This is a genomic window from Janthinobacterium sp. LM6, assembly GCF_002002885.1.
In the GTDB taxonomy this organism is placed as follows: domain Bacteria; phylum Pseudomonadota; class Gammaproteobacteria; order Burkholderiales; family Burkholderiaceae_D; genus Janthinobacterium; species Janthinobacterium kumbetense.
Genome location: NZ_CP019510.1, coordinates 5,255,793 through 5,278,671, shown reverse-complemented (window position 1 = coordinate 5,278,671; position 22,879 = coordinate 5,255,793). Strand labels below are relative to the sequence as shown.

Annotated in this window: 18 protein-coding genes; 5 read left to right on the top strand and 13 right to left on the bottom strand. The window is 63.1% G+C overall.

Annotated features, from left to right (window positions below):
- Position 1 precedes the first annotated feature (1 nt).
- From BZG29_RS23145 to BZG29_RS23125, 5 genes are all read right to left on the bottom strand, one after another.
- Positions 2-931 carry a MotA/TolQ/ExbB proton channel family protein gene (locus tag BZG29_RS23145; protein WP_230539716.1) on the bottom strand — a complete coding sequence of 310 codons (930 nt, stop codon included), beginning with the start codon at positions 929-931 and terminating at the stop codon, positions 2-4.
- 86 nt (positions 932-1,017) lie between these two features.
- The gene (locus tag BZG29_RS23140) at positions 1,018-1,674 is read right to left on the bottom strand and encodes an energy transducer TonB (protein WP_077407913.1); all 657 of its coding nucleotides are present in this window, start codon (positions 1,672-1,674) and stop codon (positions 1,018-1,020) included.
- Positions 1,675-2,213: 539 nt separating this feature from the next.
- Positions 2,214-3,815, bottom strand: coding sequence for a SpoVR family protein (locus BZG29_RS23135; protein WP_077409254.1), 1,602 nt, complete (start codon positions 3,813-3,815; stop codon positions 2,214-2,216).
- Positions 3,815-5,083, bottom strand: coding sequence for a YeaH/YhbH family protein (locus tag BZG29_RS23130; RefSeq protein ID WP_077407911.1), 1,269 nt, complete (start codon positions 5,081-5,083; stop codon positions 3,815-3,817). The genes BZG29_RS23135 and BZG29_RS23130 overlap by 1 nt, the downstream gene beginning before the upstream one ends.
- Positions 5,084-5,155: 72 nt before the next feature.
- Positions 5,156-7,078, bottom strand: coding sequence for a PrkA family serine protein kinase (locus tag BZG29_RS23125; RefSeq protein ID WP_034785249.1), 1,923 nt, complete (start codon positions 7,076-7,078; stop codon positions 5,156-5,158).
- A 578-nt stretch (positions 7,079-7,656) separates the two neighbouring features.
- Here BZG29_RS23125 and BZG29_RS23120 point away from each other — a divergent pair.
- Together BZG29_RS23120 and BZG29_RS23115 are read left to right on the top strand one after the other, a co-directional pair.
- Positions 7,657-8,688 (top strand): adenosine deaminase, encoded by a 1,032-nt coding sequence (locus BZG29_RS23120; RefSeq protein ID WP_077407909.1) that lies wholly within the window; start codon positions 7,657-7,659, stop codon positions 8,686-8,688.
- Positions 8,689-8,711: 23 nt separating this feature from the next.
- Entirely contained in the window at positions 8,712-11,243 is a 2,532-nt protein-coding gene (locus BZG29_RS23115; RefSeq protein ID WP_077407906.1) for an FtsX-like permease family protein, read from the top strand.
- A gap of 3 nt (positions 11,244-11,246) precedes the next feature.
- Here BZG29_RS23115 and BZG29_RS23110 read toward each other — a convergent pair whose 3' ends face one another.
- Positions 11,247-12,254 (bottom strand): response regulator, encoded by a 1,008-nt coding sequence (locus BZG29_RS23110; protein WP_077407904.1) that lies wholly within the window; start codon positions 12,252-12,254, stop codon positions 11,247-11,249.
- Between the two features lie 3 nt (positions 12,255-12,257).
- Positions 12,258-13,484: a HAMP domain-containing sensor histidine kinase gene (locus BZG29_RS23105; protein ID WP_253192683.1), complete on the bottom strand. Its 1,227-nt coding sequence runs from the start codon at positions 13,482-13,484 to the stop codon at positions 12,258-12,260.
- 224 nt (positions 13,485-13,708) lie between these two features.
- Between BZG29_RS23105 and cqsA the strand changes: the two genes are divergently transcribed.
- Complete coding sequence (cqsA, locus tag BZG29_RS23100; protein WP_077407900.1) at positions 13,709-14,956, top strand: alpha-hydroxyketone-type quorum-sensing autoinducer synthase; 1,248 nt, start codon at positions 13,709-13,711, stop codon at positions 14,954-14,956.
- Between the two features lie 4 nt (positions 14,957-14,960).
- Here the strand turns inward: cqsA and BZG29_RS23095 are convergent, their stop codons facing one another.
- Genes BZG29_RS23095 through BZG29_RS23085 form a run of 3 tightly spaced genes read right to left on the bottom strand, consistent with a single transcriptional unit; the run spans position 14,961 to position 17,096 of the window.
- Entirely contained in the window at positions 14,961-15,410 is a 450-nt protein-coding gene (locus BZG29_RS23095) for a MarR family transcriptional regulator (RefSeq protein WP_077409253.1), read from the bottom strand.
- Between the two features lie 57 nt (positions 15,411-15,467).
- Positions 15,468-15,815, bottom strand: a complete 348-nt coding sequence (locus BZG29_RS23090; RefSeq protein WP_150131032.1) for a GIY-YIG nuclease family protein — start codon at positions 15,813-15,815, stop codon at positions 15,468-15,470.
- Positions 15,816-15,827: 12 nt separating this feature from the next.
- Positions 15,828-17,096 carry an MFS transporter gene (locus tag BZG29_RS23085; RefSeq protein WP_077407896.1) on the bottom strand — a complete coding sequence of 423 codons (1,269 nt, stop codon included), beginning with the start codon at positions 17,094-17,096 and terminating at the stop codon, positions 15,828-15,830.
- Between the two features lie 132 nt (positions 17,097-17,228).
- Here BZG29_RS23085 and BZG29_RS23080 point away from each other — a divergent pair, with 132 nt between their 5' ends.
- Complete coding sequence (locus tag BZG29_RS23080) at positions 17,229-17,624, top strand: group II truncated hemoglobin (RefSeq protein WP_034785429.1); 396 nt, start codon at positions 17,229-17,231, stop codon at positions 17,622-17,624.
- Positions 17,625-17,629: 5 nt separating this feature from the next.
- Positions 17,630-19,015, top strand: coding sequence for a DNA recombination protein RmuC (gene rmuC, locus BZG29_RS23075; RefSeq protein WP_077407894.1), 1,386 nt, complete (start codon positions 17,630-17,632; stop codon positions 19,013-19,015).
- Positions 19,016-19,027: 12 nt separating this feature from the next.
- Here rmuC and BZG29_RS23070 read toward each other — a convergent pair whose 3' ends face one another.
- The 3 genes from BZG29_RS23070 to glp all read right to left on the bottom strand — a co-directional run bounded on the left by BZG29_RS23070 (position 19,028) and on the right by glp (position 22,864).
- The gene (locus BZG29_RS23070) at positions 19,028-19,927 is read right to left on the bottom strand and encodes an MHFG family PEP-CTERM protein (protein WP_171985092.1); all 900 of its coding nucleotides are present in this window, start codon (positions 19,925-19,927) and stop codon (positions 19,028-19,030) included.
- A gap of 289 nt (positions 19,928-20,216) precedes the next feature.
- Entirely contained in the window at positions 20,217-21,005 is a 789-nt protein-coding gene (locus BZG29_RS23065; RefSeq protein WP_150131030.1) for a hypothetical protein, read from the bottom strand.
- Complete coding sequence (glp, locus tag BZG29_RS23060) at positions 21,005-22,864, bottom strand: gephyrin-like molybdotransferase Glp (RefSeq protein ID WP_253192682.1); 1,860 nt, start codon at positions 22,862-22,864, stop codon at positions 21,005-21,007. Before glp ends, BZG29_RS23065 begins: the two co-directional genes overlap by 1 nt.
- Positions 22,865-22,879 lie beyond the last annotated feature (15 nt).

Sequence of the window (22,879 nt, the reverse complement as noted above, 5' to 3'; positions counted from 1 at the left end):
CTTATCCGATCTTTTTAGCGCCGGCAGCACGGCCAGCTTCGCTGGTGGACATTACGCCGGAAACCAGAACCGAGTGAACGTCGGCGCTGAACGAGCGGATGTCTTCCATTGCGGTTTTGTTACGACGAACCAACCAGTTGTAACCCAGAACGGCAGGAACAGCGACCAGCAGACCGAAAGCGGTCATGATCAGTGCCTCACCAACTGGACCTGCAACTTTGTCGATCGATGCGTTACCGGTCATGCCGATAGCGGTCAGTGCGTTGTAGATACCCCAAACGGTACCGAACAGACCGATAAACGGTGCGGTCGAACCAACGGTTGCCAGGAACGACAGGCCATCTTGCAGACGCGATTGGACTTTGTCCGAAGCGCGCTGGATCGACATCGTCACCCAGGTCGACAGATCGATTTGTTCCAGCAGGGCGCCGTCATGGTGAGCGGTTGCCTTGGTGCCCGATTCAGCGATGAAGCGGAATGGCGAACCTTCTTCCAGGGTTGCCGAACCAGCAGCGATCGAAGGAGCTTTCCAGAATTTGGCAGCGGCTTCTTTAGCTTGCTTGAAGATCTTCATTTGATCGATCAGCTTGGTGATGATGATGTACCAGGTACCGATCGACATGATGACCATGATGATCAGGGTGGCGCGTGGCACGAAGCCGCCGTCCCACACTGCTTGCAGGCCGAACGGGTTGTGCACTTCTTCGGTTTTGGCTGGAGCGGCTGCATCAGCGGCTGGAGCTGCTGCGTCTGCTGCTGGAGCGGCGGCATCTGCAGCAACTGGTGCTGGTGCAGCGTCTGCCGCAGGAGCCGAAGCGGCAGCCGATGCTGGCGCGTCAGCGAATGCCGGAGCTGCTACCAGAGCGGTAGTAGCGGTAACGGACAACAGAACCGCGGCAAAAAATGCGGACAAACGGGTATTCTTAAACATGCTTCCTCCAAAATTAAAAATAACAGATCGCTGAACGTAATGACAACGAAATCATAGTGTGAGACAGGGGATAACTGTCTCGGGTTTTAATCCAGCGACCAAACGTATTGCATTTGCTGCCAGCCTTGTTCCGGCTTGCCGTCAACTGTTGCCGGCTTAAATGTACAGCGGCTGATACCTTGCACCGCGGCTTTGTCCAGGTCCCTGAAGCCGCTGGACTTCACGATCTTCGAATCAGCGACCTTGCCGTCTACACCGATCAGGAACGACAGTGTCACCACACCGGTTTCCTCGTTACGCTGCGACGACTTTGGATAAGCCGGTTTTTCGCAGACGCTGAAGTCAACCACGGCCGGTGTACGCACCGATTTGGCTGGTCCAGGAGTTGGCGCAGGCTGTGCAGGCGGCGTTGGCGGTGCCAATACATTCGATGCTGGCTTCACGGCAGTCGCATTTGCAATCACGTTCTGCTGTGGTGGCGGCTGCTGCACGTTCACCTCGACTGGCGGAATGAATGGCGGCGGTGGCGCCTTCATTTCTGGCGGCGGTGGTGGCGGTGGAAGATCCTTCGGTGGAGGCGGTTTGACTTCCTCGATAATCTTGGTTTCAACCGGTTCCATCATTTTGGTGACCAACCGCTTGCCCAAGCCCGTCACGATCCCGTAAGCCGCGAGAACGTGCAGCAGGACAACGATAGTGATGCCTGTGTAGTTCTTGGGACTTTTCTCGTTCGAAAAATTCATGCCTGCTTTCTCCAAATACCATCTCTTGTCTTGCAACTGAACCCCAAAATGACGACACAAAGCTCCAGCCGTATCCGGGACGTCGCCGAATTATACATACGAATTCTTTATTTTACACAGATTTTTAACGCCTAAAACCGGTTAAATTTTTGGCGCTTTTGCGCCCTGAAAACGTACTTGCTTATGTCATCTTTGCACGCTTTCGGACATAAAAAAAGGCGGTCTTATCGGTTTTTTACAGCCGTTTTGGGCGACCGCTGCTAAGTTCTCCGATGTGTCGATCTGGCGGAATTATATTTCGTGATATCCAATATGGAAACTGCTAAATTTGGAGAAAAATCTTTCTTTTTGGAAATGTTTTGGCTCGGAACCAGACCACTTAGCCCGTCGCGCGCACCAAACGGGTGCGGAATGCACTTCACCCAGGTCAAAAAAGGCGCTCCTGACAGCCGTTTCGACGCCGCCAGGCCATACGGAATTCCTATATAGGCATAGGAAGCGCTTATATTCTTGCTATTGATTATTATCAACAAATCATTTCATGGCTTGGTGACGGGGTCATCGCGCCGGTTGCGCTTCTCGCGCCGGCAATTCAAGGTGCCCAGCACCGCCCCCTGCGGGTCGACCGTATCGAGGTGCACATCGAAGCCCCACAGCCGTGCCACGTGCTTGAGCACCTCGGCCGCCTGCTGGTTCAGCGGACGGCGCTGGAATTGCGTGTGGCGCAGGGTCAGGGCGCGGTCGTCGCGCGTGTTGACGGACCAGACCTGGATGTTCGGCTCGCGGTTGCCCAGGTTGTACTGTTCCGCCAGTTGCTGGCGCACGTAGCGGTAGCCGGCATCGTCGTGGATGGCGGAAATGGCCAGTTTTTCATTCTTGTCGTCGTCGAGCACGGCAAAGAAATGGAATTCGCGGATCAGCCGCGGCGACAGGTACTGGGCGATGAAGCTTTCATCCTTGAAATTGCGCATGGCGAAGTCCAGGCTCTTGCGCCAGTCGCTGCCGGCCATGTCGGGGAACCAGGCGCGGTCTTCGTCGGTCGGGTGCTCGCAGATGCGGCGGATGTCGCTCATCATGGCAAAACCCAGCGCATACGGATTGATACCGCTGTAATACGGGCTGTCGATGGGCGGCTGGTAGACCACGTTGGTATGGCTTTTGAGAAACTCCATCATGAAGCCGTCGCCCACCACGCCCTCGTCATACAGCTGGTTCAATATCGTGTAGTGCCAGAAGGTGGCCCAGCCTTCGTTCATGACCTGGGTTTGCCGCTGCGGATAGAAATACTGGGAAATCTTGCGCACGATGCGCACCATCTCGCGCTGCCACGGTTCCAGCAGCGGCGCATACTTCTCTATAAAGTACAGCAGGTTTTCCTCGGGTTCGGGCGGAAAGCGGGGCGCGGCCTTGCGCTGGTCGTCCTCTTCCTCGTCATCCTCGCGCCGGGGCAGGGTGCGCCACAGCTGGTTGATCTGCGACTGCACATAGGCTTCGCGCTCTTTCTGGCGCGCATATTCCTTCGCCATCGACAGTTTCGCCGGGCGCTTGTAGCGGTCCACGCCATAGTTCTGGATGGCGTGGCACGAGTCGAGCAGCAATTCCACGGCATCGACGCCGTGGCGCTGTTCGCATTCGGCGATGTAATTCTTGGCAAACACCATATAGTCGATGATGGCGTCCGCATCCGTCCAGGCGCGGAACAGGTAATTGCCCTTGAAGAAGGAGTTGTGGCCGTAGGCCGCATGCGCGATCACCAGCGACTGCATGGTCAGGCTGTTTTCCTCCATTAAATAGGCGATGCACGGATTCGAGTTGATGACGATCTCGTAGGCCAGGCCCATCTGGCCTCGTTTATAACTTTTCTCGGTGGACAGGAAATGCTTGCCGAACGACCAGTGGTTGTACGAGACGGGCATGCCGACGGAGGTGTAGGCATCCATCATCTGTTCGGCCGTAATGATTTCCAGCTGGTTCGGATAGGTGTCGAGGCCGAACTGCTTCGCCACACGGCGGATTTCCTCGTGGATTTGCTCGATCAGTTCAAACGTCCATTCCGATTGCTCGGGCAGGGCGTTCGGGTGGCGCAGGCGCACGAACGGTTCGCCCGGGGTGTTGCTGGCGCGGTCAAAGGCTGCACTCATCATTTCACCTGTTTCTTGAACAGTTCGCGGAAGACCGGATAGATATCGGCCGGCGTGACGATCTTTTGCATGGCGAAATGGGCGTGATGGTCGAGCACGCCCGCATATTGCTCCCACAGGTTTTGCTGCGGGCCGTCCGTGATCTCGACATAGGTGTAGTACTGCACCTTGGGCATGATGGTGTTGATCAGCAATTGCCGGCACAGCACGGAATCGTTGTCCCAGTTGTCGCCGTCGGACGCCTGCGCCACATAGCTGTTCCATTGCCCGGCGCCATAGCGTTCGTCGATGATGGTGTTGAGCAAGTGCAGCGCGGACGAGACGACGGTGCCGCCCGACTCGCGCGAATTGAAGAATTCATGCTCGTCGACTTCGGCCGCCGCCGTATGGTGACGGATGAAGACGACCTCGATCTTGTCGTAGGCGCGCTTGAGGAACAGATATAACAGGATGAAGAAGCGCTTGGCCGTGTCCTTGCGCGATTCGTCCATGGAACCGGACACGTCCATGATGCAGAACATGACGGCTTGCGTCATCGGCTTGGGTACCTTGATGCGGTTGCTGTAGCGCAAGTCGAACGGGTCGATGAAGGGGATGGCCAGCAGGCGCGTGTGCAGGTGGTGGATCAAACGGCGCAGTTCCGTGACGAGCGGGTCGCTGTCGGGCGCGCCTTCGTGCAGCAGTTCGGCCAGGTCTTCCTCGGCCTGCGCCAGCTGCTTGCGGGCGCCGCCGCCGACGGCGATGCGTCGTCCCAGCGCGCCGCGCAGGGAACGCAGCACGTGGATGTTCGATGGCGTGCCCGACATATTGTAGCCGGCGCGCTGGTTCTTGAATTCCGTCGTGGCCGTCAGCTGGGTTTTCACCATGTGCGGCAATTCCAGGTCCTCGAAGAAGTAATTCATGAATTCTTCGCGCGACAATTCGAAGATGAAGTCGTCTTCCGTCGTCTCGTCGCTGTTGCCCGCCTTGCCGCGCCCGGCGCCACCGCCGCCTTTCGGCCGCGCGATCTGGTCGCCTTTCAGGTATTCCTTGTTGCCGGGATTGACCACTTCCCATACGCCGCCATGCGCGTGGCCGAACGACGGTTCGCCCACGTCCTTGACGGGGATGCTGACCTTCTCGCCATTCTCGACGTCCGTGATCGAGCGCCCCTTGATGGCGCGCCCCACGGCATCCTTGATCTGGCCCTTGTAACGCCGCAGGAAACGCTCGCGGTTGACGGCGGATTTATTCTTGCTTTGCAAGCGCCTGTCGATGAGATATGTCAAAGGGTGCCTCCTTGCTTCTCGTCTTGCGCGCCCCGCCAGCCCTCGGGCGGGAGCGCGCCTCCGCTGTCCGCGCTAGGATGACTTGCGCACGCGCAAGTACCATTCGCACAACAGGCGTACCTGCTTGGCCGTATAGCCTTTTTCCACCATGCGGGCCACGAAGTCGGCGTGCTTGTTGGCATCGTCGGCGCTGGCCTTGGCATTGAAGGAAATCACGGGCAGCAATTCCTCCGTATTCGAAAACATTTTCTTTTCAATCACGGTGCGGAACTTTTCATAACTGGTCCAGGCGGGATTCTTGCCGCCGTTCGAGGCCCGCGCGCGCAAGCCGAAGTTCACGATTTCATTGCGGAAATCCTTCGGATTGGAAATACCCGCCGGCTTCTCGATCTTCTCGAGTTCATTGTTCAGCGATTCGCGGTCGAAGCTTTCGCCCGTGTCCGGATCGCGGTATTCCTGGTCCTGTATCCAGAAATCGGCAAACGTCACGTAGCGGTCGAAGATGTTCTGCCCATATTCCGAATAGCTTTCCAGGTAAGCCGTCTGGATCTCCTTGCCGATGAATTCCACGTAGCGCTGCGCCAGGTGCTCTTTTATATAGGAGAAGTAGCGCTGTTCCAGTTCCGGCGCGAACTGCTCGCGCTCGACCTGCTGCTCCAGTACATATAATAAGTGCACGGGATTGGCGGCCACTTCGGAATTGTCAAAGTTGAACACTTTAGACAGGATCTTGAAGGCAAAGCGGGTCGACAGGCCGTTCATGCCTTCGTCCACGCCCGCGTAATCGACGTATTCGTGCATGGACTTGGCTTTCGGGTCCGTGTCCTTGAGGTTTTCGCCATCGTAGACGAGCATCTTCGAGAAGATGCTGGAGTTTTCCGGGTCTTTCAGGCGCGACAGGATGGCGAACTGCGCCATCATGCGCAGGGTGCCGGGCGCGCACGGGGCCTTGACCAGCGAGGAATTGGCCACCAGCTTGTCGTAGATCTTGATTTCGTCGGATACGCGCAGGCAATACGGCACCTTGACTATATAGATACGGTCAAGAAACGCCTCGTTGTTGCGGTTGTTTTTAAACGTCTTCCATTCCGACTCGTTCGAGTGGGCCAGGATGATGCCGTCGAACGGAATCGCGCCGAAGCCTTCCGTGCCCTTGTAATTGCCTTCCTGCGTAGCCGTCAGCAGCGGATGCAGGACCTTGATGGGCGCCTTGAACATTTCCACGAATTCCATCAAGCCCTGGTTGGCCAGGCACAGGCCGCCCGAATAGCTGTAGGCGTCCGGATCGTCCTGCGCATAGTCTTCCAGCTTGCGGATGTCGACCTTGCCCACCAGCGAGGAAATATCCTGGTTGTTCTCGTCGCCCGGCTCCGTTTTCGAGATGGCGATCTGTTTCAGCACGGACGGATAGCGCTTGACGACGCGGAACTGGTTGATATCGCCATTGTATTCATGCAGGCGTTTCACGGCCCACGGGCTGGGGATGTTGCGCAGGTAGCGGCGCGGGATGCCGTAATCCTCTTCCAGGATGGTGCCGTCCTCTTCTTCGTTGAACAGGCCCAGCGGGGACTCGTTGACGGGCGAGCCTTTCAGGCAATAGAAGGGCACGTGTTCCATCAGCGACTTGAGTTTTTCCGCGATGGACGACTTGCCGCCGCCGACGGGCCCCAGCAGATACAGGATCTGCTTGCGCTCTTCCAGGCCTTGCGCCGCGTGGCGGAAATACGAGACGACTTGCTCGATCACCTCCTCGGTGCCGTAGAACTCGCGGAAGGCGGGATAGATCTTGATGATCTTGTTGGCGAAGATGCGCGACAAGCGCGTGTCGTTGCGCGTGTCGACCAGCTGCGGCTCGCCGATGGCGGCCAGCATGCGTTCGGGCGCGCTGGCGTACGTCAGCTTGTCCTTCTTGCACAGGGCCAGATATTCGGTGAGCGACATTTCCTCTTCGCGGGTGCGCTCGTAGCGTGCTGCATAGTTATCAAAAATGGTCATGTCAATGTCCTTTAATGTAAACCCGTACTGCCAGTCACCATGGCCGCCCGCCTGGCACTCGCCTGGGCTTGCCGCTTGAACTTTTCCTGTACCCCGTATCGATTTTTATTGTTGTTTCAAGCCCGGCTGTCTTTGCGAGTCCGGATTGCCCGGACCAAAAAACTGGCGCTTGATGCCGTGTGCTGACGTGGCCAGCCGGCTTTTTTTCACTGTTGATAGCGCTTGCTGCACCTACCATTACCCCATGAAATTTATTATTGCTCTAAAGGATCAGGAAGTCAAAAGATATGTCGGCATATCCTTAATACTTGTTTGTAAATTGTTGATTTAATTGGATAAATCATCAAATTTTCCATCGCCTTCAATGAACCTTTGTATACCTTTTAAATCATCATACGACAATTCGCCAGCGCGTGCCGGAGCCGGCCATGGCGTTGCCGCAGCCTGCGCCATGGCGGCCTGGCGCCGGTGAGGCCGGCCATCTTGCGCTAAGATGCCTGCATGTCTGATGGCCCTGCGCGCCGCGCGTGCGCGTGCGTGAGCCAGCATTTTTTATCGTCGCCCTATAAGGAACACCCATGATGAACCCCCATTTGCGCGCGATCGTCCGCGGCATGCCGAAGGCCGAACTGCATATCCATATCGAAGGCTCGCTGGAGCCAGAACTGATTTTCGCACTGGCAGAGCGCAATGGCGTGCCTCTGGGCTATGAATCGGTGGAACACTTGCGCAGCGCCTATGCTTTTACGGATTTACAGTCTTTTCTCGACATTTATTACGCTGGCGCAAGCGTGCTCTTGAAAGAGCAGGATTTCTATGACATGACGCAAGCCTACCTGCGCCGGGCCGAAGCCGATAATGTGCTGCACACGGAAATCTTCTTCGACCCGCAAACGCACACGGCGCGCGGCGTGCCCATCGCCGACGTGATCAACGGCATCCACCGCGCCTGCCAGGACAGTCCCGTCAGCGCGGCCCTGATCCTGTGCTTCCTGCGCCATTTGAGCGAGAAAGAGGCGTTCGAGACGCTGGAAGACGCCTTGCCGCACCGCGACAAATTCATCGGCATCGGCCTCGATTCCTCGGAAGTGGGCAACCCGCCCGAGAAATTCTCGCGCGTGTTTGCCCGTTGCCGCGAGCTGGGCCTGCACCTGGTGGCCCACGCGGGCGAGGAAGGTCCGCCGGCCTACATCCGCACGGCGCTCGACGACTTAAAAGTCGAACGCATCGACCATGGCGTACGCTGCCTGGAAGACGCGGACCTGACGGCCCGCCTGGCGCGCGAACAGATCGCCCTGACGGTCTGCCCGCTGTCGAACACCAAGCTGCGCGTGTTCGACCAGATGCATGACCATAACCTGGTGCAATTGCTCGACGCGGGCCTGCTCGTGACTGTCAATTCCGACGATCCCGCGTATTTCGGCGGCTACATGAACGACAATTTCGACGCCGTCTTCGACGCGCTGCCGCTGGGCCTGTCCCACGCGCAACGCCTGGCGCGCAACGGTTTCATCGCCGCCTTCCTGCCGCAGGCGCAGAAAGACGCCTTCCTCGCTACCGTCGATGCGTATTTCGCCCGGCACGCCGCCGCCCATGGCGTAACGCAATAAATCTACCTGAAGACCCGCCGCCCATGTTCCGCCTCTCCCTGAAAATGACCGGCCGCGACTGGCGCGCCGGGCAACTGCGTTTCCTGCTCGTCGCGCTGATCGTCGCCGTGGCGGCCCTGTCGGCCGTCGGCTTCTTCGTCGACCGCCTGCGCGCGGGCTTGAACCGCGACGCGCACCAGTTGCTGGGGGCCGACCTGGTCATCAGCGCCGACCAGCCCGTCAATGCGGCCTGGCGCGCGGAGGCGCAGAAGCGCGGCTTCATCCTGGCCGACACGGTGACGTTTCCCAGCATGGCGCAGGCGGGCGAGGGCGAGCAATCGCTGTCGCAACTGGCGTCCATCAAGGCCGTCTCGCCCGGCTACCCGCAGCGGGGCAAGCTGAAAATCACGACCAGGCTCAGCGAGGCGCAGGATGCCGTCGGCCGGCCAACGGACCAGGTGCCGGCGCCCGGCACCCTGTGGGTCGACGCGGCCATCCTGTCCAGCCTGAACGCGAAGCTGGGCGACACGCTGACCCTGGGCGACAAGGCGTTTACCGTCACGCAACTGATCGCCAGCGAGCCGGACCGCGGCGCATCGTTTTTGAACTTCGCCCCCCGCGTGATGCTGCCCTTGAGCGACCTGGCCGCCACGGCGCTGGTGCAGAACGGTTCGCGCGTGTCGTACCGCTTGCTGCTGTCGGCGCCGCCCGCCAAGGCGGGCGAGCTTGCGCAATATCAAGCCTGGCTGGAAAGCCAGATCAAGACGCAGGCAATAAAAGGCGTGCGCATCGAGTCGCTGGAATCGGGCAGCCCGCAGATGCAATCGACGCTGGACCGCGCCGACCGCTTTCTTTCCCTCGTCGGCTTGCTGTCGGCCATGCTGGCGGCCGTCGCCGTGGCCATGGCGGCGCGCCGCTTCATGCTGCGCCACCTCGATGCCTGCGCCATGCTGCGCTGCCTGGGCCTGACGCAAAACCAGGTCACTGCCATGTACGTGATCGAATTTTTATTGGTGGGCCTGGCCGGCAGCGTGGTCGGCGTGGCCGTCGGCTTCGGCGGCCACCTGGTGCTGCTGGAACTGTTGGGCAAGCTGGTGCAGAGCGACTTGCCGCCCGTGTCCCTGCTGCCCGCCCTGCAGGGCGTGGCCACCGGCATGCTGCTCTTGCTGGGCTTTGCCCTGCCGCCGATTTTGCAGTTGCGCAATGTTCCCCACAACCGCGTGATCCGCCGCGAGCAGGAGCCGCCGCAGGCGCTGGCCGTGGCCACCTACGGCCTGGGCATCGCCGCCTTCGTCGTGCTGCTCCTGTGGCAGGCGGGCGACGTGAAACTGGCCTTGCTGACGGCGGCCGGCTTCCTCGGCGGCTTCGCCCTGTTTGCCCTGGCCGGCTGGCTGGGCATCCGCTCGCTGAAAACCCTGCGCGGCGCCTTCAATCACCAGGGCTGGCGCTTTGCCGTCACGTCCCTGCAGCGCCGCCCGGGCGCCACCGTCATCCAGGTGGTGTCGCTGGCCCTGGGCCTGATGGCCTTGCTGCTGCTGACGGTGGTGCGCGGCGACTTGATGGTGGCCTGGCGCAATGCCACGCCGCCGGACGCGCCGAACCGCTTCATGATCAATATCCTGCCGGAACAGAAAGACCCGATCGCCGCGCGCCTGGCGCAAGCCGGCGTGGCCAACGCACCGCTGTATCCGATGATACGCGGGCGCCTGGTGGCCGTGAACGGCAACGCCATCACGGAAACCACCTACGAGGACGACCGCGCCAAGGGTCTGGCCGACCGCGAATTCAACCTGTCGACGATGGCGACCATGCAGGAAGAAAACAAGCTGGTGGCGGGCAAGTGGTTCAGCGACGTGCCGGGCGCGCCGGCTGAAGCGTCGGTGGAAGAGGGCATCGCCAAGACCCTGAAGCTGAAGCTGGGCGACAAGCTGCGCTTCGACATCGCCGGCCAGCCCGTGGAGGCATCGATTACCAGCTTGCGCAAGCTGGAATGGGGCTCGATGCGCGTCAATTTCTTTGTCATCATCAATCCGGCCGCCATGGCCGATACGCCGCAGACGTGGATCACGGCGTTCCACCTGCCGCCCGCGCAGGCGGACCTGGGCAACGCCCTGCTGCGCGACTACCCGAACCTGACGGTGGTCGACGTGGGCGGCGTGCTCAAGCAAATCCAGGGCGTGCTGGACCAGGTGGTGACGGCCGTCGAATTCCTGTTTGCCTTTACCCTGGCCTCGGGCTTGCTGGTGCTGTACGCGGCCTTGATGGGTTCGCAGGACGAGCGCACGCGCGAAGCGGGCCTGCTGCGCGCGCTGGGCGCCACGCGGCGCCAGCTGGCGCAGGCGCAGCTGATCGAGTTTTCCCTCGTCGGCGCGCTGGCCGGCCTGCTGGCGGCCTCGGGCGCGGCGGCCATGGGCTGGGCGCTGGCCACGTACCAGTTCAAGTTCGCCTGGAGCTTCGCGCCCGGCGTGTGGGCCTTTGGTTTGCTGGCCGGCGCCCTGTGCGCGATCGCCGGCGGCTGGCTGGGCTTGCGCAATGTGCTGAAACATCCGCCGCTGCAAACTTTGCGGGAAAGCTAAGTACTAGGCGCCCACGCTGTCGTCCGCCTGCGCGCGTAAAAATTGCGCGTAGGACATGACCGGCTGCCCCAACTGGTGCGGCGGCACGTCGAACAGGGCCCAGAAGTAGGTTTCGCGCCCCAGGCAGATGGTCGGCGCGGCGCAGTAGCGGAACCAGTTTTCGCCGATGTGCGCCGCATACATGCCGTCGCTGTCGGCATCGGAAAAGTACGGGATCACGCGCATTTCCAGCAAGGCCAGCAGCAGGGACTCGGGCGCGTCGCTGTCGCGCGCCATTTCGTACTGCGTGTGCAGGCTGCGTTCCGTCTCGATGATCATCAGGCGGGCCTGGCCGTCGTGCGTGAAAAACAGGATGCCGCAGGGATTCGGAAAAATATAGAACTCGACAAAGCCATGGCGCCGGCACAGCTCGTGCACGACGGCGGCCATGGCTTCGTCTTGCAGGAAACTATAGTCGTGCAGCAATAGCAAGTCGCGCACGGTGTCCGACTGCTGCAGGAAGAATTCGCGTTGCAGGGAAACGATTTCCTGTTCCAGGATGTCGAGCGCATCGTCGTCGCTCTTCTTGATGTAGCGGTCGATCAAGCCCCGGTTGAAGGCCGTCACGGCCACTTTTTCATCGGCCGCGCCCGTAAATAAAATCTTCTTGCACGGCAAGTCCCGCACGGCCTGGCAGAATTCCAGGCCATTCATCTGCGGCATCGAATAATCGACCACTAGCACGGAGGGCACGGCAAAGCGCTGCGCCTGGCCGCTGATGCGCCAGATGCGTTCGAGGTCGAGCGCCACGTTGCGCTGGTCGCGCGGCAGGTTTTGCGTGTCGAAATTGACGTGCAGCGGCGTCTCGCCCGGCTGCGTGCTGTGGCGCAGCCAGTGCAGCGCGCTGCTGGTGTCATGAAAGGTCAGGCGCGCCAGCGCGGGATCGAGCTGGAACGCCAGGCTTTTCAGGAAGGAATCGCTGTCATCGATCAATACGGTCAGGGTCGGATGGGAGTAGACGGGCAGTTGCATGCATCACCTTGCGGGGGAAGAGGGTTGTAAGCGGGCAGGCAGGGGCTGGGGAAATTCCAGGATGAAAATCGCATACGCATGCTCGCGCGACACGCAGCGGATGCGCGCCTGCCAGGCCGTGATGATCTGCCGGCACAGGGCCAGGCCGATGCCGCTGCCGTTATGCACGGGATACGAATAAAAACGCTCGAAGATCAGCGGCAGGCGGTTCTTCGCGATGCCGCAGCCCGTGTCGATGAACAGCAGCCTGGGCACGGGGCGGGCGCCGTCGATGATGATGCGCACGCGGCCCTTGCCGGCCCGCTGGATGGCTTTCAGCGCGTTTCTCAGCAGGTTCAGCAGGATCACCACGCACAGTTCGTCCTGGCCGGCGAACTGGAAGTCGGCGCGCACGTCCACCTTGACGCGGCTGCGCTGGCTGTTGCCGGTGAATGGATAGCGGTTCAGCACGGAGTTCACCATCGCCAGCATCGATAGCGCCTGGCTGGGCTGCAGGTTGCGGTTCACGGCGCTGGCGCTCATCAGGAACAAATCGATCATGTGCTGCATGTGGCGCACTTCGAACTGGATGCGCGACAGGGCTTCCTGCAGCGGCGGCAAGTCGTGCGTCTGGCCGGCCAGCTGCGGCAGCAGCCGGCGCATGCCCCGCACGTTGGCTTCCACGCTCGTCAGCGGCGTGCGCAGCTCGTGCGCCACGGAACCGAGCCCGGCGGACAGGCCGGCCAGCCGTTCCAGTTCCAGCACCTTGCTGCCCACTTTCACCACGGACAGCGCGGCTATGGTGAACCAGTGCACGGGCAGTTGCTGCAGCACTTCACGCTGCAGCAGGAAGCCGCCTTCTCCCTGCAGGATGACGGCGAGGCAGGCGGTGCTGGTGCCGATCAGGTAGGCGCGGCAAGCCAGTTTCGTTTCGAAATGAAACAGCACGACCAGGCCGATCAGCAGCGATTCGCTCCAGATGGACGACGCGTGATTCATCAGAAACATGAAGGTAAAGAAGAAAGGCAGGATGTAGCTGAGCGCGAACAGCAGGTAGCGCGACAGCCAGCGGGCCGAGAAGTGGCGCGCAAACAGGCCGACCGCGCAGATGCCCACGCCCGTCAGGCGCAAGGTCAGGTTTTCATAGGCTTGCGGAAAAAAGTAATGCCACAGCAGGTAGTACAGCGGCATCGCCACCGTGCCCACGGCGGCCAGCATGGCGACCCTGCTGGCCAGGTTTTCATGGGGCATGCGTTCATGCAGCAGCGAATGGAGCAGGCGCCTGCGCCAGTGTGTCCATCGTCCTTGCAATTGCTGCGTCATGACTCTGCCTTGATTCTCTTCAGAACATTATCATCGCGTAAATTTTCCTGGTTGAACGGTTATCTCATCGGACATTGATATACGTCAATGGATGGGTTCGCGAGACGGTCAAGGCTTTAAGCCGCAGCAAACCTTTCCCTAGGAGAAAACTCATGACCATCGCTACCAGCTTGCACGCCCCATCCTTCGTCCGCGCCGAACACTGCTTGCCAGACTACATCGTGCGGCGCATGGATGCGCATCACGTCACGCGCATTGAAAAACTGCTGGGCGGCCAGCATCCCCATGCCTGGCAACCGACACCTGCCCATGCCATTTTCCTGGCCGGCAATGACTACCTGTCCATCGCCGCCGAGCCGGCGCTGGTGGCGGCCCAGGTGGCGTCCCTGCAGGCGAATGCGGGCGGCATGCTGATGTCGGCCGTGTACTTGCAGGAAGGCAGCGAACAGCACAGGCTGGAAAGCCGGCTGGCCCGCTTCATGGGCAGCGAGGATGGCATCCTGGCGCAGTCCGGCATGGCGGCCAACGTCGGGCTGATCCAGTGCATCGCCAGCCCCGGCATTCCCGTCTACCTCGATATGCAGGCCCACGCCTCGCTGTGGGAAGGCGTGCTGTCGGCGCAGGCCCAGGCCGTGCCCTTCCTGCACAACGACATGACGCACTTGCGGCGGCAAGTGGAAAAGCATGGCCGCGGCGTGATCGTCGTCGACGCCTTGTACAGCACCAACGGCAGCCTGGCGCCGCTGCTGGAACTGCTCGATATCGCCGAGCGCAGCGACTGCGTGGTGGTGGTCGACGAGTCGCATTCGCTGGGCACGCACGGCCCGCAGGGCGCGGGCCTGGTGGAAGCGTGGGGCCTGGGCCACCGCGTGCATTTCCGCACGGCGTCGCTGGCCAAGGCCTTTGCGGGCCGGGCCGGTTTCATCAGCTGTTCCAGCCGCTTCAAGGGATATTTCTTGTCCGAATCACGCCCCGCCATCTTCAGTTCCTGTTTGCTGGCGCATGAGCTGGCGTGGCTGGGCGCGGCGCTCGATTTCATCATGGCCGCCGATGGGCGGCGCGCCACCCTGCAGCGGCATACGCTGCAGGTGCGCGAAGGCTTGCGCGAGCTCGGCTACAACGTCAGCGATGGCACGGAGCAGATCGTGGCGCTGGAGGCGGGCGGCGAACCGGCCACCCTGGTTCTGCGCCAGGCGCTGGAACGGCAAGGCATTTACGGCGCCATGTTTTGCGCCCCGGCAACGGCGAAGAACCGTGCCCTCGTGCGCCTGACCCTCAATGCGGGGCTCGACGCGGCGGCCATCGAGCGGGTGCTGGCGGGCTGCGCCGCTATTCGCGCCGAAGCGGGCGTGGAACACTGGCCATCGACGCGGCGCCTGCGCAAGCTGGCGCTGGTGTAGGGCGTCAGCCGGCCAGCCGGCCCAGGAGGGCCGAAAGCGCTCCCAGCTGGTCGGCCGACGCATCCTGCAGCAATTCGCGCCCCACCGCCTGCGCGGTGGCGCTGGCATGTCCCAGCAATTCCTGGCCGGCGGCAGTCAGCACGGCATAGCCGACGCGCGCGTCGCGCGCATCGGCCTGGCGCGCCACCAGGCCGATCTTTTCCAGTGGCATCAGGGAGCGCGTGACGCCGGACGCCGTCAGCGCCAGGCGTTCGGCCAGGTCGATGCGGCGCAGGCGCGCACCGGGCGCGCGCTGCAGCTGGTACAGCAATTGATAGTCGCTGAAGCTCAGGCCATGCAAATTGCCCAGGGCGCTGTCGAAGCGGCGCACGATGAGCGCCTGGGCGCGTGCCAGGCGCAGGAAAAAGTCCAGCGCGCCATCGGCGTCCGGCGACGGGAGAATGTGATCGTTCATGGCTTCCATTTTATCCATTGCGAAATGCTTGAGTGCGCAAGTGTAAAGCAATGCCGCTCAATACAGCGGCTGGCCTTGCTCCAGCCACTGTGCGCGGTGCAAGTCCAGCAGGGCGCCCAGTTCGGCGTCCGCATCGAAGGCGGGGTCGTCGGGGAGCTTGAGCGTATCGATGACGGCGCAGGAAAACGCCGCCGCGCCATCGCGCCGCCAGTCCGCCTGCAGCAGGGCGTTGCGGTGCTTGCCCAGGTTCAGCTCGAAGCGGTGCCGGTTCAGCATGCCGGGCGCGTTGCGGCTGCTGTCGAGCAAGGTGCGCCCGCTGGGCAAGTGCCGCAAGGCGATGATGCCCAGCGGCGGCGGCTGTTGCCGGTAGTGCGCTTTCAATGTTGCCTGTCGTGTCTTGTCCATGTTTTACTGTTCCTATGTCGTTTGCTTAATCGTTTCCGGTCCGGCGATGCGCGGGATGCCGGTAAATAATGCCGCCGCCACGGCGGCCGCCAGCAGCAGGGCGCCGCCGCCGCAGAACAGCTCGCCAACGCTCAGGTGGCGCAGCAGCGCACCCGTGGCCGCCGCCGACAGCGGCGCCAGTCCCAGGAAGATGCCCATGAACAGGGCCATCGCCCGGCCCAGCATGGCGGGCGCCACGCGCCGCTGTATCCACGTAAAGATGGCCACCTGCAAGTAGCCGCCCAGCAACCCTGTCATGGCCAGCAGGGCCGCGCCTTGCCAGGCCGAGCTGATTTGTCCCAGCGCCATCAGCAGCAGGCCCACGACCGCATCGACGAGCAGCAAGGTGGCGCCGAAATGGCGGCGCAGCCAGGCGCCGCCCAGGCTGGACGCCAGCATGCCGGCCAGGGTGCCGGCGCCATGCGCGCCCATCAGCAAACCCAGCGCCGGGGCGCCCTGCAGGCGCTCGCCGGCCAGTACAGGCAAGGCCACTTGCAGCGGCCCCATGACGAAGAACGCCACCACCGCCCAGTACGCATAGCAGCTGCGCAGGGGCAGGTCGCGCCACACCATGGCCAGGCCCGCCGTCATGTCGCGCCACATGCCCTGCGCCGCCGCCGCGGCCAGCGGCCGCAGCTTGACTTGGCGCAAGGTCCAGGCGGAAAACACAAACGTCAGCGCATCGATGGCAAAGGCGGCGGCCAGCGCCGCCATGGAGGTGTGCTGCGCGCCATCGCGGGCGCCGAGCACGAGCGCCGCCAGCAGGGGGCCGGCCAGCAGGGACAGCTGGCGCGCGCCCATCTGCAAGCCATTGGCGTTTTGCAGCGATCGCGGCGGCACGGCTTGCGGCAGGATGGCCGTGCCGGCGGGGATGGCGAAGGCGGAAGCGATGCCCAGCGCCAGCGCGGCCGCATACGCGAGCGCCACGCTGGCCTGGTCCAGCAGCAGCAACCCCGCCAGCGCCAGCAGGATGACGGCATTTGCGTATTTGCTCAGCAGCATCACGCGCCGGGGTGAATAGCGGTCGGCGATGGTGCCGCCCAGCAAAATCAGCACGGCGCGCGGGGCGCCCATCAGGGCCACGGCGATGCCGAGGCTGAGGCTATCGCCCGTCAGGCTCAGCACCAGCCAGGGCAGGGCCAGCATGCTGAACTGGTCGCCCAGCATGGAGACGAGGCCGCCGCCCAGCAGCCAGCGGAAGTTGGTATTGCGTAGCAAAGGGGATTCTGCGGTGGTGGGCATGGTTGAGCTGTCCGTGTTTAAAGATTGCATGGTAGTTGATAAAAGCTTGAGTAGTCAAGTATATTGCTTTTTATGCCGGCAGCGGCAGCCGGCGCCGCGTGGGCCGCCGGCGCTTGCGCTATCATGGCGGCCATGACTGATACCACTGCCCCCACCCTGTACGAGACCATCGGCGGCGCCCCCGTGCTGCGCGAAATGGTCGACCGTTTTTATGACTTGATGGAACTCGAAGCCGAGTTCGCCGGCATCCGCGTCATGCATCCGCCCTCGACGGACGGTTCGCGCGACAAGCTGTATTTCTTCCTGACGGGCTGGATGGGCGGCCCGGACTTGTATATCGAGAAATTCGGCCACCCGCGCCTGCGCGCGCGTCACTTGCCCTACGCCATCGGCACCAGCGAGCGCGACCAGTGGCTGCGCGCCATGGCCTGGGCCATGGAAGACACGGGCATCGAAGAGTCCCTGCGCGTGCGCCTGATGGAATCGTTCTATCAGACGGCCGACTGGATGCGCAACAAACCTGACTGACACCCATGAGCCCAATCGAGTTTTACAGCCTGCTGGGCGCCGCCATCGTCGCCATCGTCCTGTTGCTATTGATCTTGCTGCGCCCCCGTGGCGCGGCCGGCGATGGCGCCACCACCCTGGCCCTGGTGCAGCAGCACCAGCAACAAAGCCTGGAGCGCATCGACCGGGTCGAGCGCGAAGTGCGGCTGCAACTGCAGGCGTCGGCGCAAGCGACGCGGCAAGACCTGGCCGCCAGCCTGGCGCAATTCCAGGCGGCGACCCTGCAGCAGCTCGACAGCCTGCGCACGCAGATGCAGGCGCAGGGAAAAGTCGGGCGCGAGGAACAGGCGCAAAGCCTGGCGCGCTTTGCCGACAGCACCAACCAGACCCTGGCGCAGCTGACGGAATCGAATGCGCAGCGCATGCTGGAAGTGCGCGCCACCCTGGAAAGCAAGATCCGCGACTTGCAGGCCGACAATGGCGCGCGCCTGGAAGAGATGCGCAAGACGGTCGACGAGAAACTGCACGCCACGCTGGAGACGCGCCTGACTGCCTCGTTCCAGCAAGTGTCGGAGCGGCTGGAAAAAGTCCACCAGGGCCTCGGCGAAATGCAGCAGCTGGCGCTGGGCGTGGGCGACCTGAAGCGGGTGCTCACCAACGTCAAGACGCGGGGAACATGGGGCGAAGTGCAGCTGGAAATGCTGCTGGAGCAGGTACTCACTGTCGACCAGTACGCGAAGAACGTGGAAACCGTGGCCGGCAGCGGCGCGCGCGTGGAATTCGCCCTGAAACTGCCGGGCCTGTCCGATGGCGGGCCGCCCGTATGGATGCCGATCGACGCGAAGTTCCCCAAGGAACAGTACGAGCGCCTGGTCGAAGCGGCAGAGCGGGCCGATGCCGACGGCGTGGCCCTGGCCGGACGCGAGCTGGAACGGGCCGTGCGGGGCGAAGCGAAAACCATCGCGGACAAATACCTGGCGCCGCCGCTGACCACCGACTTTGCCATCCTCTTCCTGCCCACGGAAGGCCTGTATGCGGAAGTGTTGCGCCGCCCTGGCCTGGCCGACGAATTGCAGCGCGTGCACCGGGTCAGCATCGCGGGGCCATCCACTTTGACGGCCTTGCTCAACAGCCTGCAAATGGGTTTCCGCACCCTGGCGCTGGAAAAGCGCTCGTCGGAAGTGTGGCAGGTGCTGGGCGCCGTGAAGACGGAATTCGGCAAGTTCGGCGACGTGCTGTCGCAAACCCGGCTGACCCTGGAAAAGGCGGCGAAGAATATCGAAAGCGCGGAAGTGCGCAGCCGGCAAATGGCGCGCAAATTGAAATCCGTGGAAGCCTTGCCGGGCGAGGCGGCCGCCTTGCTGCTGGGTAAGGCGGACGCGGGGCTGTCCGCCGAAGCGGACGGCGAATAGCGCCGCCGGCGTTCAGGCCGCCGCCGCAGGCCGGCGGCGCAGCGTGGCGCAGACCAGCAGCGCCAGTCCCGCCAGCAGCATGGCCCACGTTTGCGGTTCCGGCACGGCGGGCAGGACGGACAGGCCGGTGGGCGGCAGCGACGGCAGCATGACGGTGGGGGTGAACGGCTCGACGATGATGCTGCTGCCGCGCGGTGGCTGGCCACCGCCTATGCCCGACGGCAGCATCGTGTCGCGGCTGCCGCGCACAACATCGAAGCCCGGCAGGGGCAGGCCGGCCACCACGGCCGGCGGCGCCGCGCCCGTGAGCGAACCGCCATGCGCGGCGACGGGATGCTCGATGACGGGCACGCCCGTTGCCGCCGGTGCGGCCGCTGCCGGCGTTGCACCGCCCGGCGCGGCGCCAACCGGGGCCGCGCCAGCGCCGCGCGGCCCGGCCGCCGCCTGCGTGATGCGGCTGACATTGCGGCACACGGTGGGCACGAGAATGCAGGCGCCCTGCACACAGTACACGAGTCCCCTTTCCTGCATCTGCTCGCTCCAGCCTGCCCGCGTGACATTGCGGCAAACGCGGCCCGGGCCGAAATGCATGTCGCTGATGCGCGCATCGTAATTGCCCTTGCCGCGGATGGCGTCGCGGCTGATCACGACGATTTCATCATACTGGCGCGCGCGCATGCGCGCCTTCAATTGCTCGCGCACCTGCGGCGCGATGTCCGGGTACCTGTCCACGGCGGCCACGACATCGCCCATGAACGGGTCGGCGCCGGGGCGGTTCCAGCTGCAGTTGTCCAGTACGTCGGCCCGAGGGGCTCCTTTGGCATGGGCGGGCGGCGGCGCGAGGGTCAATATGCCAAGCAGGCAAGCCGCTCCCAGCATGCTGGCGCCCGCGTTCCAAGAGCGGTGTCTCATTATTAGTTTCCTCATGAAAACAATATCAAAATTGAACTTTTCGTATAAGTTTGGATGTTATCACCGAAGAAACTTAAATATCAACAAATAAATAAAATAATTACAATTAGTGTTGTGTTTATTTATATGATATTTAAAGAAATAATTAACATTTTTATCTCAATAGTCGAGCAGTTTCCTGGAGGAAAATTGATTGCGAAGGAGCAATGCAAACGGCCCGCGCAAGGCGGGCCGGTCGGGAGGGGGAGCTTGGAGATGCGCCGCCAGCGGGCGGCGCGGCAAGGGATGTTTAGATGCGGCCCGGGCAGGCTTGCGTATCGAGGGCGGGATAGCCGATGGCGGGCAGCTTGTGCAGCCAGGTGCGCATCAAGGTGCGCGCGCCTTGCGCATCGTACTGCCGCCCTTGCTGCAAGTCGGCGGCAAGCGTGTCCAGCTCCGCGCAGATCGATTGCTTGCCGGCCTGGGCCGCCAGCAGGGAGGCCAGCAGTTCCGGCAGCACGGACGCTGCCGGCGCCGCCTGGCGCGTGGCGCGGTAGTGCTGCCAGTAGCGTTCGGCGGCATCGCCATCAAAGCTGGGGACGAAACCGAACGTAGCGTCGTCGTGGTGCAAGCGGTACACGGTGGGAAAGTAATGCGGACCCGTCAGCTCGCCTGGAAACAGGTCGCGCCGCAGGACGTCGATGGCCAGCGATCCGTCGCGCTCCACGCGCACGGCACTGGGCGAGTCGAACTGGTCCACGCTCACCATGGCGGGTGAGTTGCCTTGCATGAAAATGATCTTTTGCGTGTAATGGCGCCCGCCCAGGTGGCCGCACAGGGCGACGAAGCGGTCGTCGAGGACGGTGACGGCCGCGATGGCGCCGCAGCCCGGCTGCAAGGGCGTGTTTTCCTGCCACACGAGCGCCTGGTCGCCGGTGCGCACGAGGCGGATGCGGCCCACGCTGGCGCCATGCAAGTCGCCCGGCGCCGTTTCGATGCGCTCGTCGAAGCGCACGCTGTAGCCATTGGCGAGCACTTCGGCAGCCTGCGCGGCACCCATGCACGGCAGCAAGGCCAGTGCCAGAAGTAGATGTTTCATCAGGTCAATCCATGGAACAGCACGATATCGACCAGGTCGCCGGCCGCCACGTGGCCTTGCGCCTCGTGCAACACGATCATGCAATTGGCTTGCGTCATCGAGCGCAGGATGCCCGAGCCTTGCGCGCCCGTCACGCGCACGTGCTGGCGCCCGTCCGCACCGCGCTCGACGATGCCGCGCTGGTATTCCGTGCGGCCCCGTTTCTTGCGGATCGCCGCTTGCGCCGCCACTTGCAGCAGCGGCAGGGCGGACGTGTCCGCGTCGGCGCCCATCAGGCGCAGCAGGGTCGGGCGGGCGAGGAAATAAAACGCCGCCATCACGGCCACCGGGTTGCCGGGCAGGCCCAGCAGCAAGGCCGATTCGCCCTCGCTGGCAATCCGCCCGAAGGCCATGGGGCGGCCCGGGCGCATGTTGATCTGCCAGAAGGCCACGTCACCGAGGCGCGCCAGGATGTCGCGCGTAAAATCGGCCGCGCCGCTGGAGACGCCGCCCGAGGTGACGATGACGTCGGCCGAGGCGCAGGCGCCGCGCAGGGCCGCTTCCAGCGCTTGCGGATTGTCCTTGACGATGCCCATGTCGAGCACCTCGCAGCCGAGGCGCGTCAGCATGCCCAGCAGGGTGTAGCGGTTGCTGTCGTAGATGCAGCCCGCGTCGAGCGGCTGGCCGAGCGAGCGCAATTCGTCGCCGGTGGAAAAGAAGGCCACGCGCAGGCGGCGGCGCACGGGCACCGTGGCGATGCCCAGCGAGGCCAGCAAACCCAGCTCGGCCGGTCCGAGTATCTTGCCTTGCAGCAAGGCCGGTTTGCCTTGCATCAAGTCTTCGCCCTTGAAGCGGCGGTTGTCGCCGGCGCGGATGCAGTCCGGCGCCAGCGTGATGCTGGTTTCATTGACGTGCAGCACCAGTTCCTGCGGCACCACGCTGTCGCAGCCGTCGGGCATGACGGCGCCCGTCATGATGCGCGCGCATTGGCCGCGCTGCACGGCCACCGTGCCGGGGCGGCCCGCCAGGATGGTGTCGACCACGGCCAGGGTTACGGGGGTGTCGCTGCCAAGGTCAGCGCCAAGGTCGGCCCCGTGAAGCGCGTAGCCATCCATGGCGGAATTGTCGTGCGCGGGCACGCTGATGGGCGAGATGATGTCGGCCGCCAGGATGCGTTCGAACGCTTGCGGCAGCGGCAGTTCCTCGATGTCGGCCACGGGCGCGACGGTGTCGGCCAGGATGGCTTGCGCCATCGGCACGGACAGGCCCTGCGCCTGCAGGGCGGCCAGCTCGTCCGGGGTATTGATGTTGCCGAATGCACTATTGTTTTCGAAGAGCACTTCGGCCAGTTTCAAGGGGCCGTGCCAGGTGCGCATGCGGCGTTCGCCGCCGCGCAGATAGGCGTCGAGCTGGGGCAGGGCGGAGGTTTTTACCAGGCAAAAGACGGGGTGCGGGCGGCGCACGGCCGCTCCCGTCGCCGCATCGATCTCTTCGGTGACGGCGATGGCCAGGTCGGCATTGTCTTGCGTCAAACCGGCGGCCAGGCGCGCCGCCAGGTCGGGCGGCAGCAGGGGCGAGTCGCACGGCACGGTGAGCAGATAGGGCGTGCCGGCGTGCCGCATGCCGCTGTGTAAGCCGGCCAGCGGACCCAGCTGGCCTGGCAGCACGTCGGGCCAGACGGGCAGGCCGAAGCGCGCGTAGTCGCCCGCATCCGCGTGGACGCTGAGGGCCAGCTGGCCCACTTGCGGCGCCAGGCGCTGGGCCACGTGGCGCGCCAGGGGCTGGCCATGCAGGGGCAGCATGCCCTTGTCGCGCTGGCCCATGCGCGTGCCGAGGCCGCCGGCCAGGATCAGGCCGGTAATGTCGTGTTTGTTGATCATGTCAGGTAGAAAAAT

Bases quoted from the DNA above. Each gene is read 5' to 3' on its own strand.
- BZG29_RS23140 (WP_077407913.1), bottom strand. From the start codon at position 1,674: ATGAATTTTTCGAACGAGAAAAGTCCCAAGAACTACACAGGCATCACT.
- BZG29_RS23070 (WP_171985092.1), bottom strand. From the start codon at position 19,927: ATGAGACACCGCTCTTGGAACGCGGGCGCCAGCATGCTGGGAGCGGCT.
- BZG29_RS23080 (WP_034785429.1), top strand. From the start codon at position 17,229: ATGACTGATACCACTGCCCCCACCCTGTACGAGACCATCGGCGGCGCC.
- BZG29_RS23090 (WP_150131032.1), bottom strand. From the start codon at position 15,815: ATGGACAAGACACGACAGGCAACATTGAAAGCGCACTACCGGCAACAG.
- BZG29_RS23085 (WP_077407896.1), bottom strand. From the start codon at position 17,096: ATGCCCACCACCGCAGAATCCCCTTTGCTACGCAATACCAACTTCCGC.
- BZG29_RS23115 (WP_077407906.1), top strand. From the start codon at position 8,712: ATGTTCCGCCTCTCCCTGAAAATGACCGGCCGCGACTGGCGCGCCGGG.
- BZG29_RS23095 (WP_077409253.1), bottom strand. From the start codon at position 15,410: ATGAACGATCACATTCTCCCGTCGCCGGACGCCGATGGCGCGCTGGAC.
- BZG29_RS23125 (WP_034785249.1), bottom strand. From the start codon at position 7,078: ATGACCATTTTTGATAACTATGCAGCACGCTACGAGCGCACCCGCGAA.
- cqsA (WP_077407900.1), top strand. From the start codon at position 13,709: ATGACCATCGCTACCAGCTTGCACGCCCCATCCTTCGTCCGCGCCGAA.
- BZG29_RS23110 (WP_077407904.1), bottom strand. From the start codon at position 12,254: ATGCAACTGCCCGTCTACTCCCATCCGACCCTGACCGTATTGATCGAT.
- BZG29_RS23135 (WP_077409254.1), bottom strand. From the start codon at position 3,815: ATGAGTGCAGCCTTTGACCGCGCCAGCAACACCCCGGGCGAACCGTTC.
- BZG29_RS23065 (WP_150131030.1), bottom strand. From the start codon at position 21,005: ATGAAACATCTACTTCTGGCACTGGCCTTGCTGCCGTGCATGGGTGCC.
- rmuC (WP_077407894.1), top strand. From the start codon at position 17,630: ATGAGCCCAATCGAGTTTTACAGCCTGCTGGGCGCCGCCATCGTCGCC.
- BZG29_RS23120 (WP_077407909.1), top strand. From the start codon at position 7,657: ATGATGAACCCCCATTTGCGCGCGATCGTCCGCGGCATGCCGAAGGCC.
- BZG29_RS23145 (WP_230539716.1), bottom strand. From the start codon at position 931: ATGTTTAAGAATACCCGTTTGTCCGCATTTTTTGCCGCGGTTCTGTTG.
- BZG29_RS23105 (WP_253192683.1), bottom strand. From the start codon at position 13,484: ATGCCCCATGAAAACCTGGCCAGCAGGGTCGCCATGCTGGCCGCCGTG.
- glp (WP_253192682.1), bottom strand. From the start codon at position 22,864: ATGATCAACAAACACGACATTACCGGCCTGATCCTGGCCGGCGGCCTC.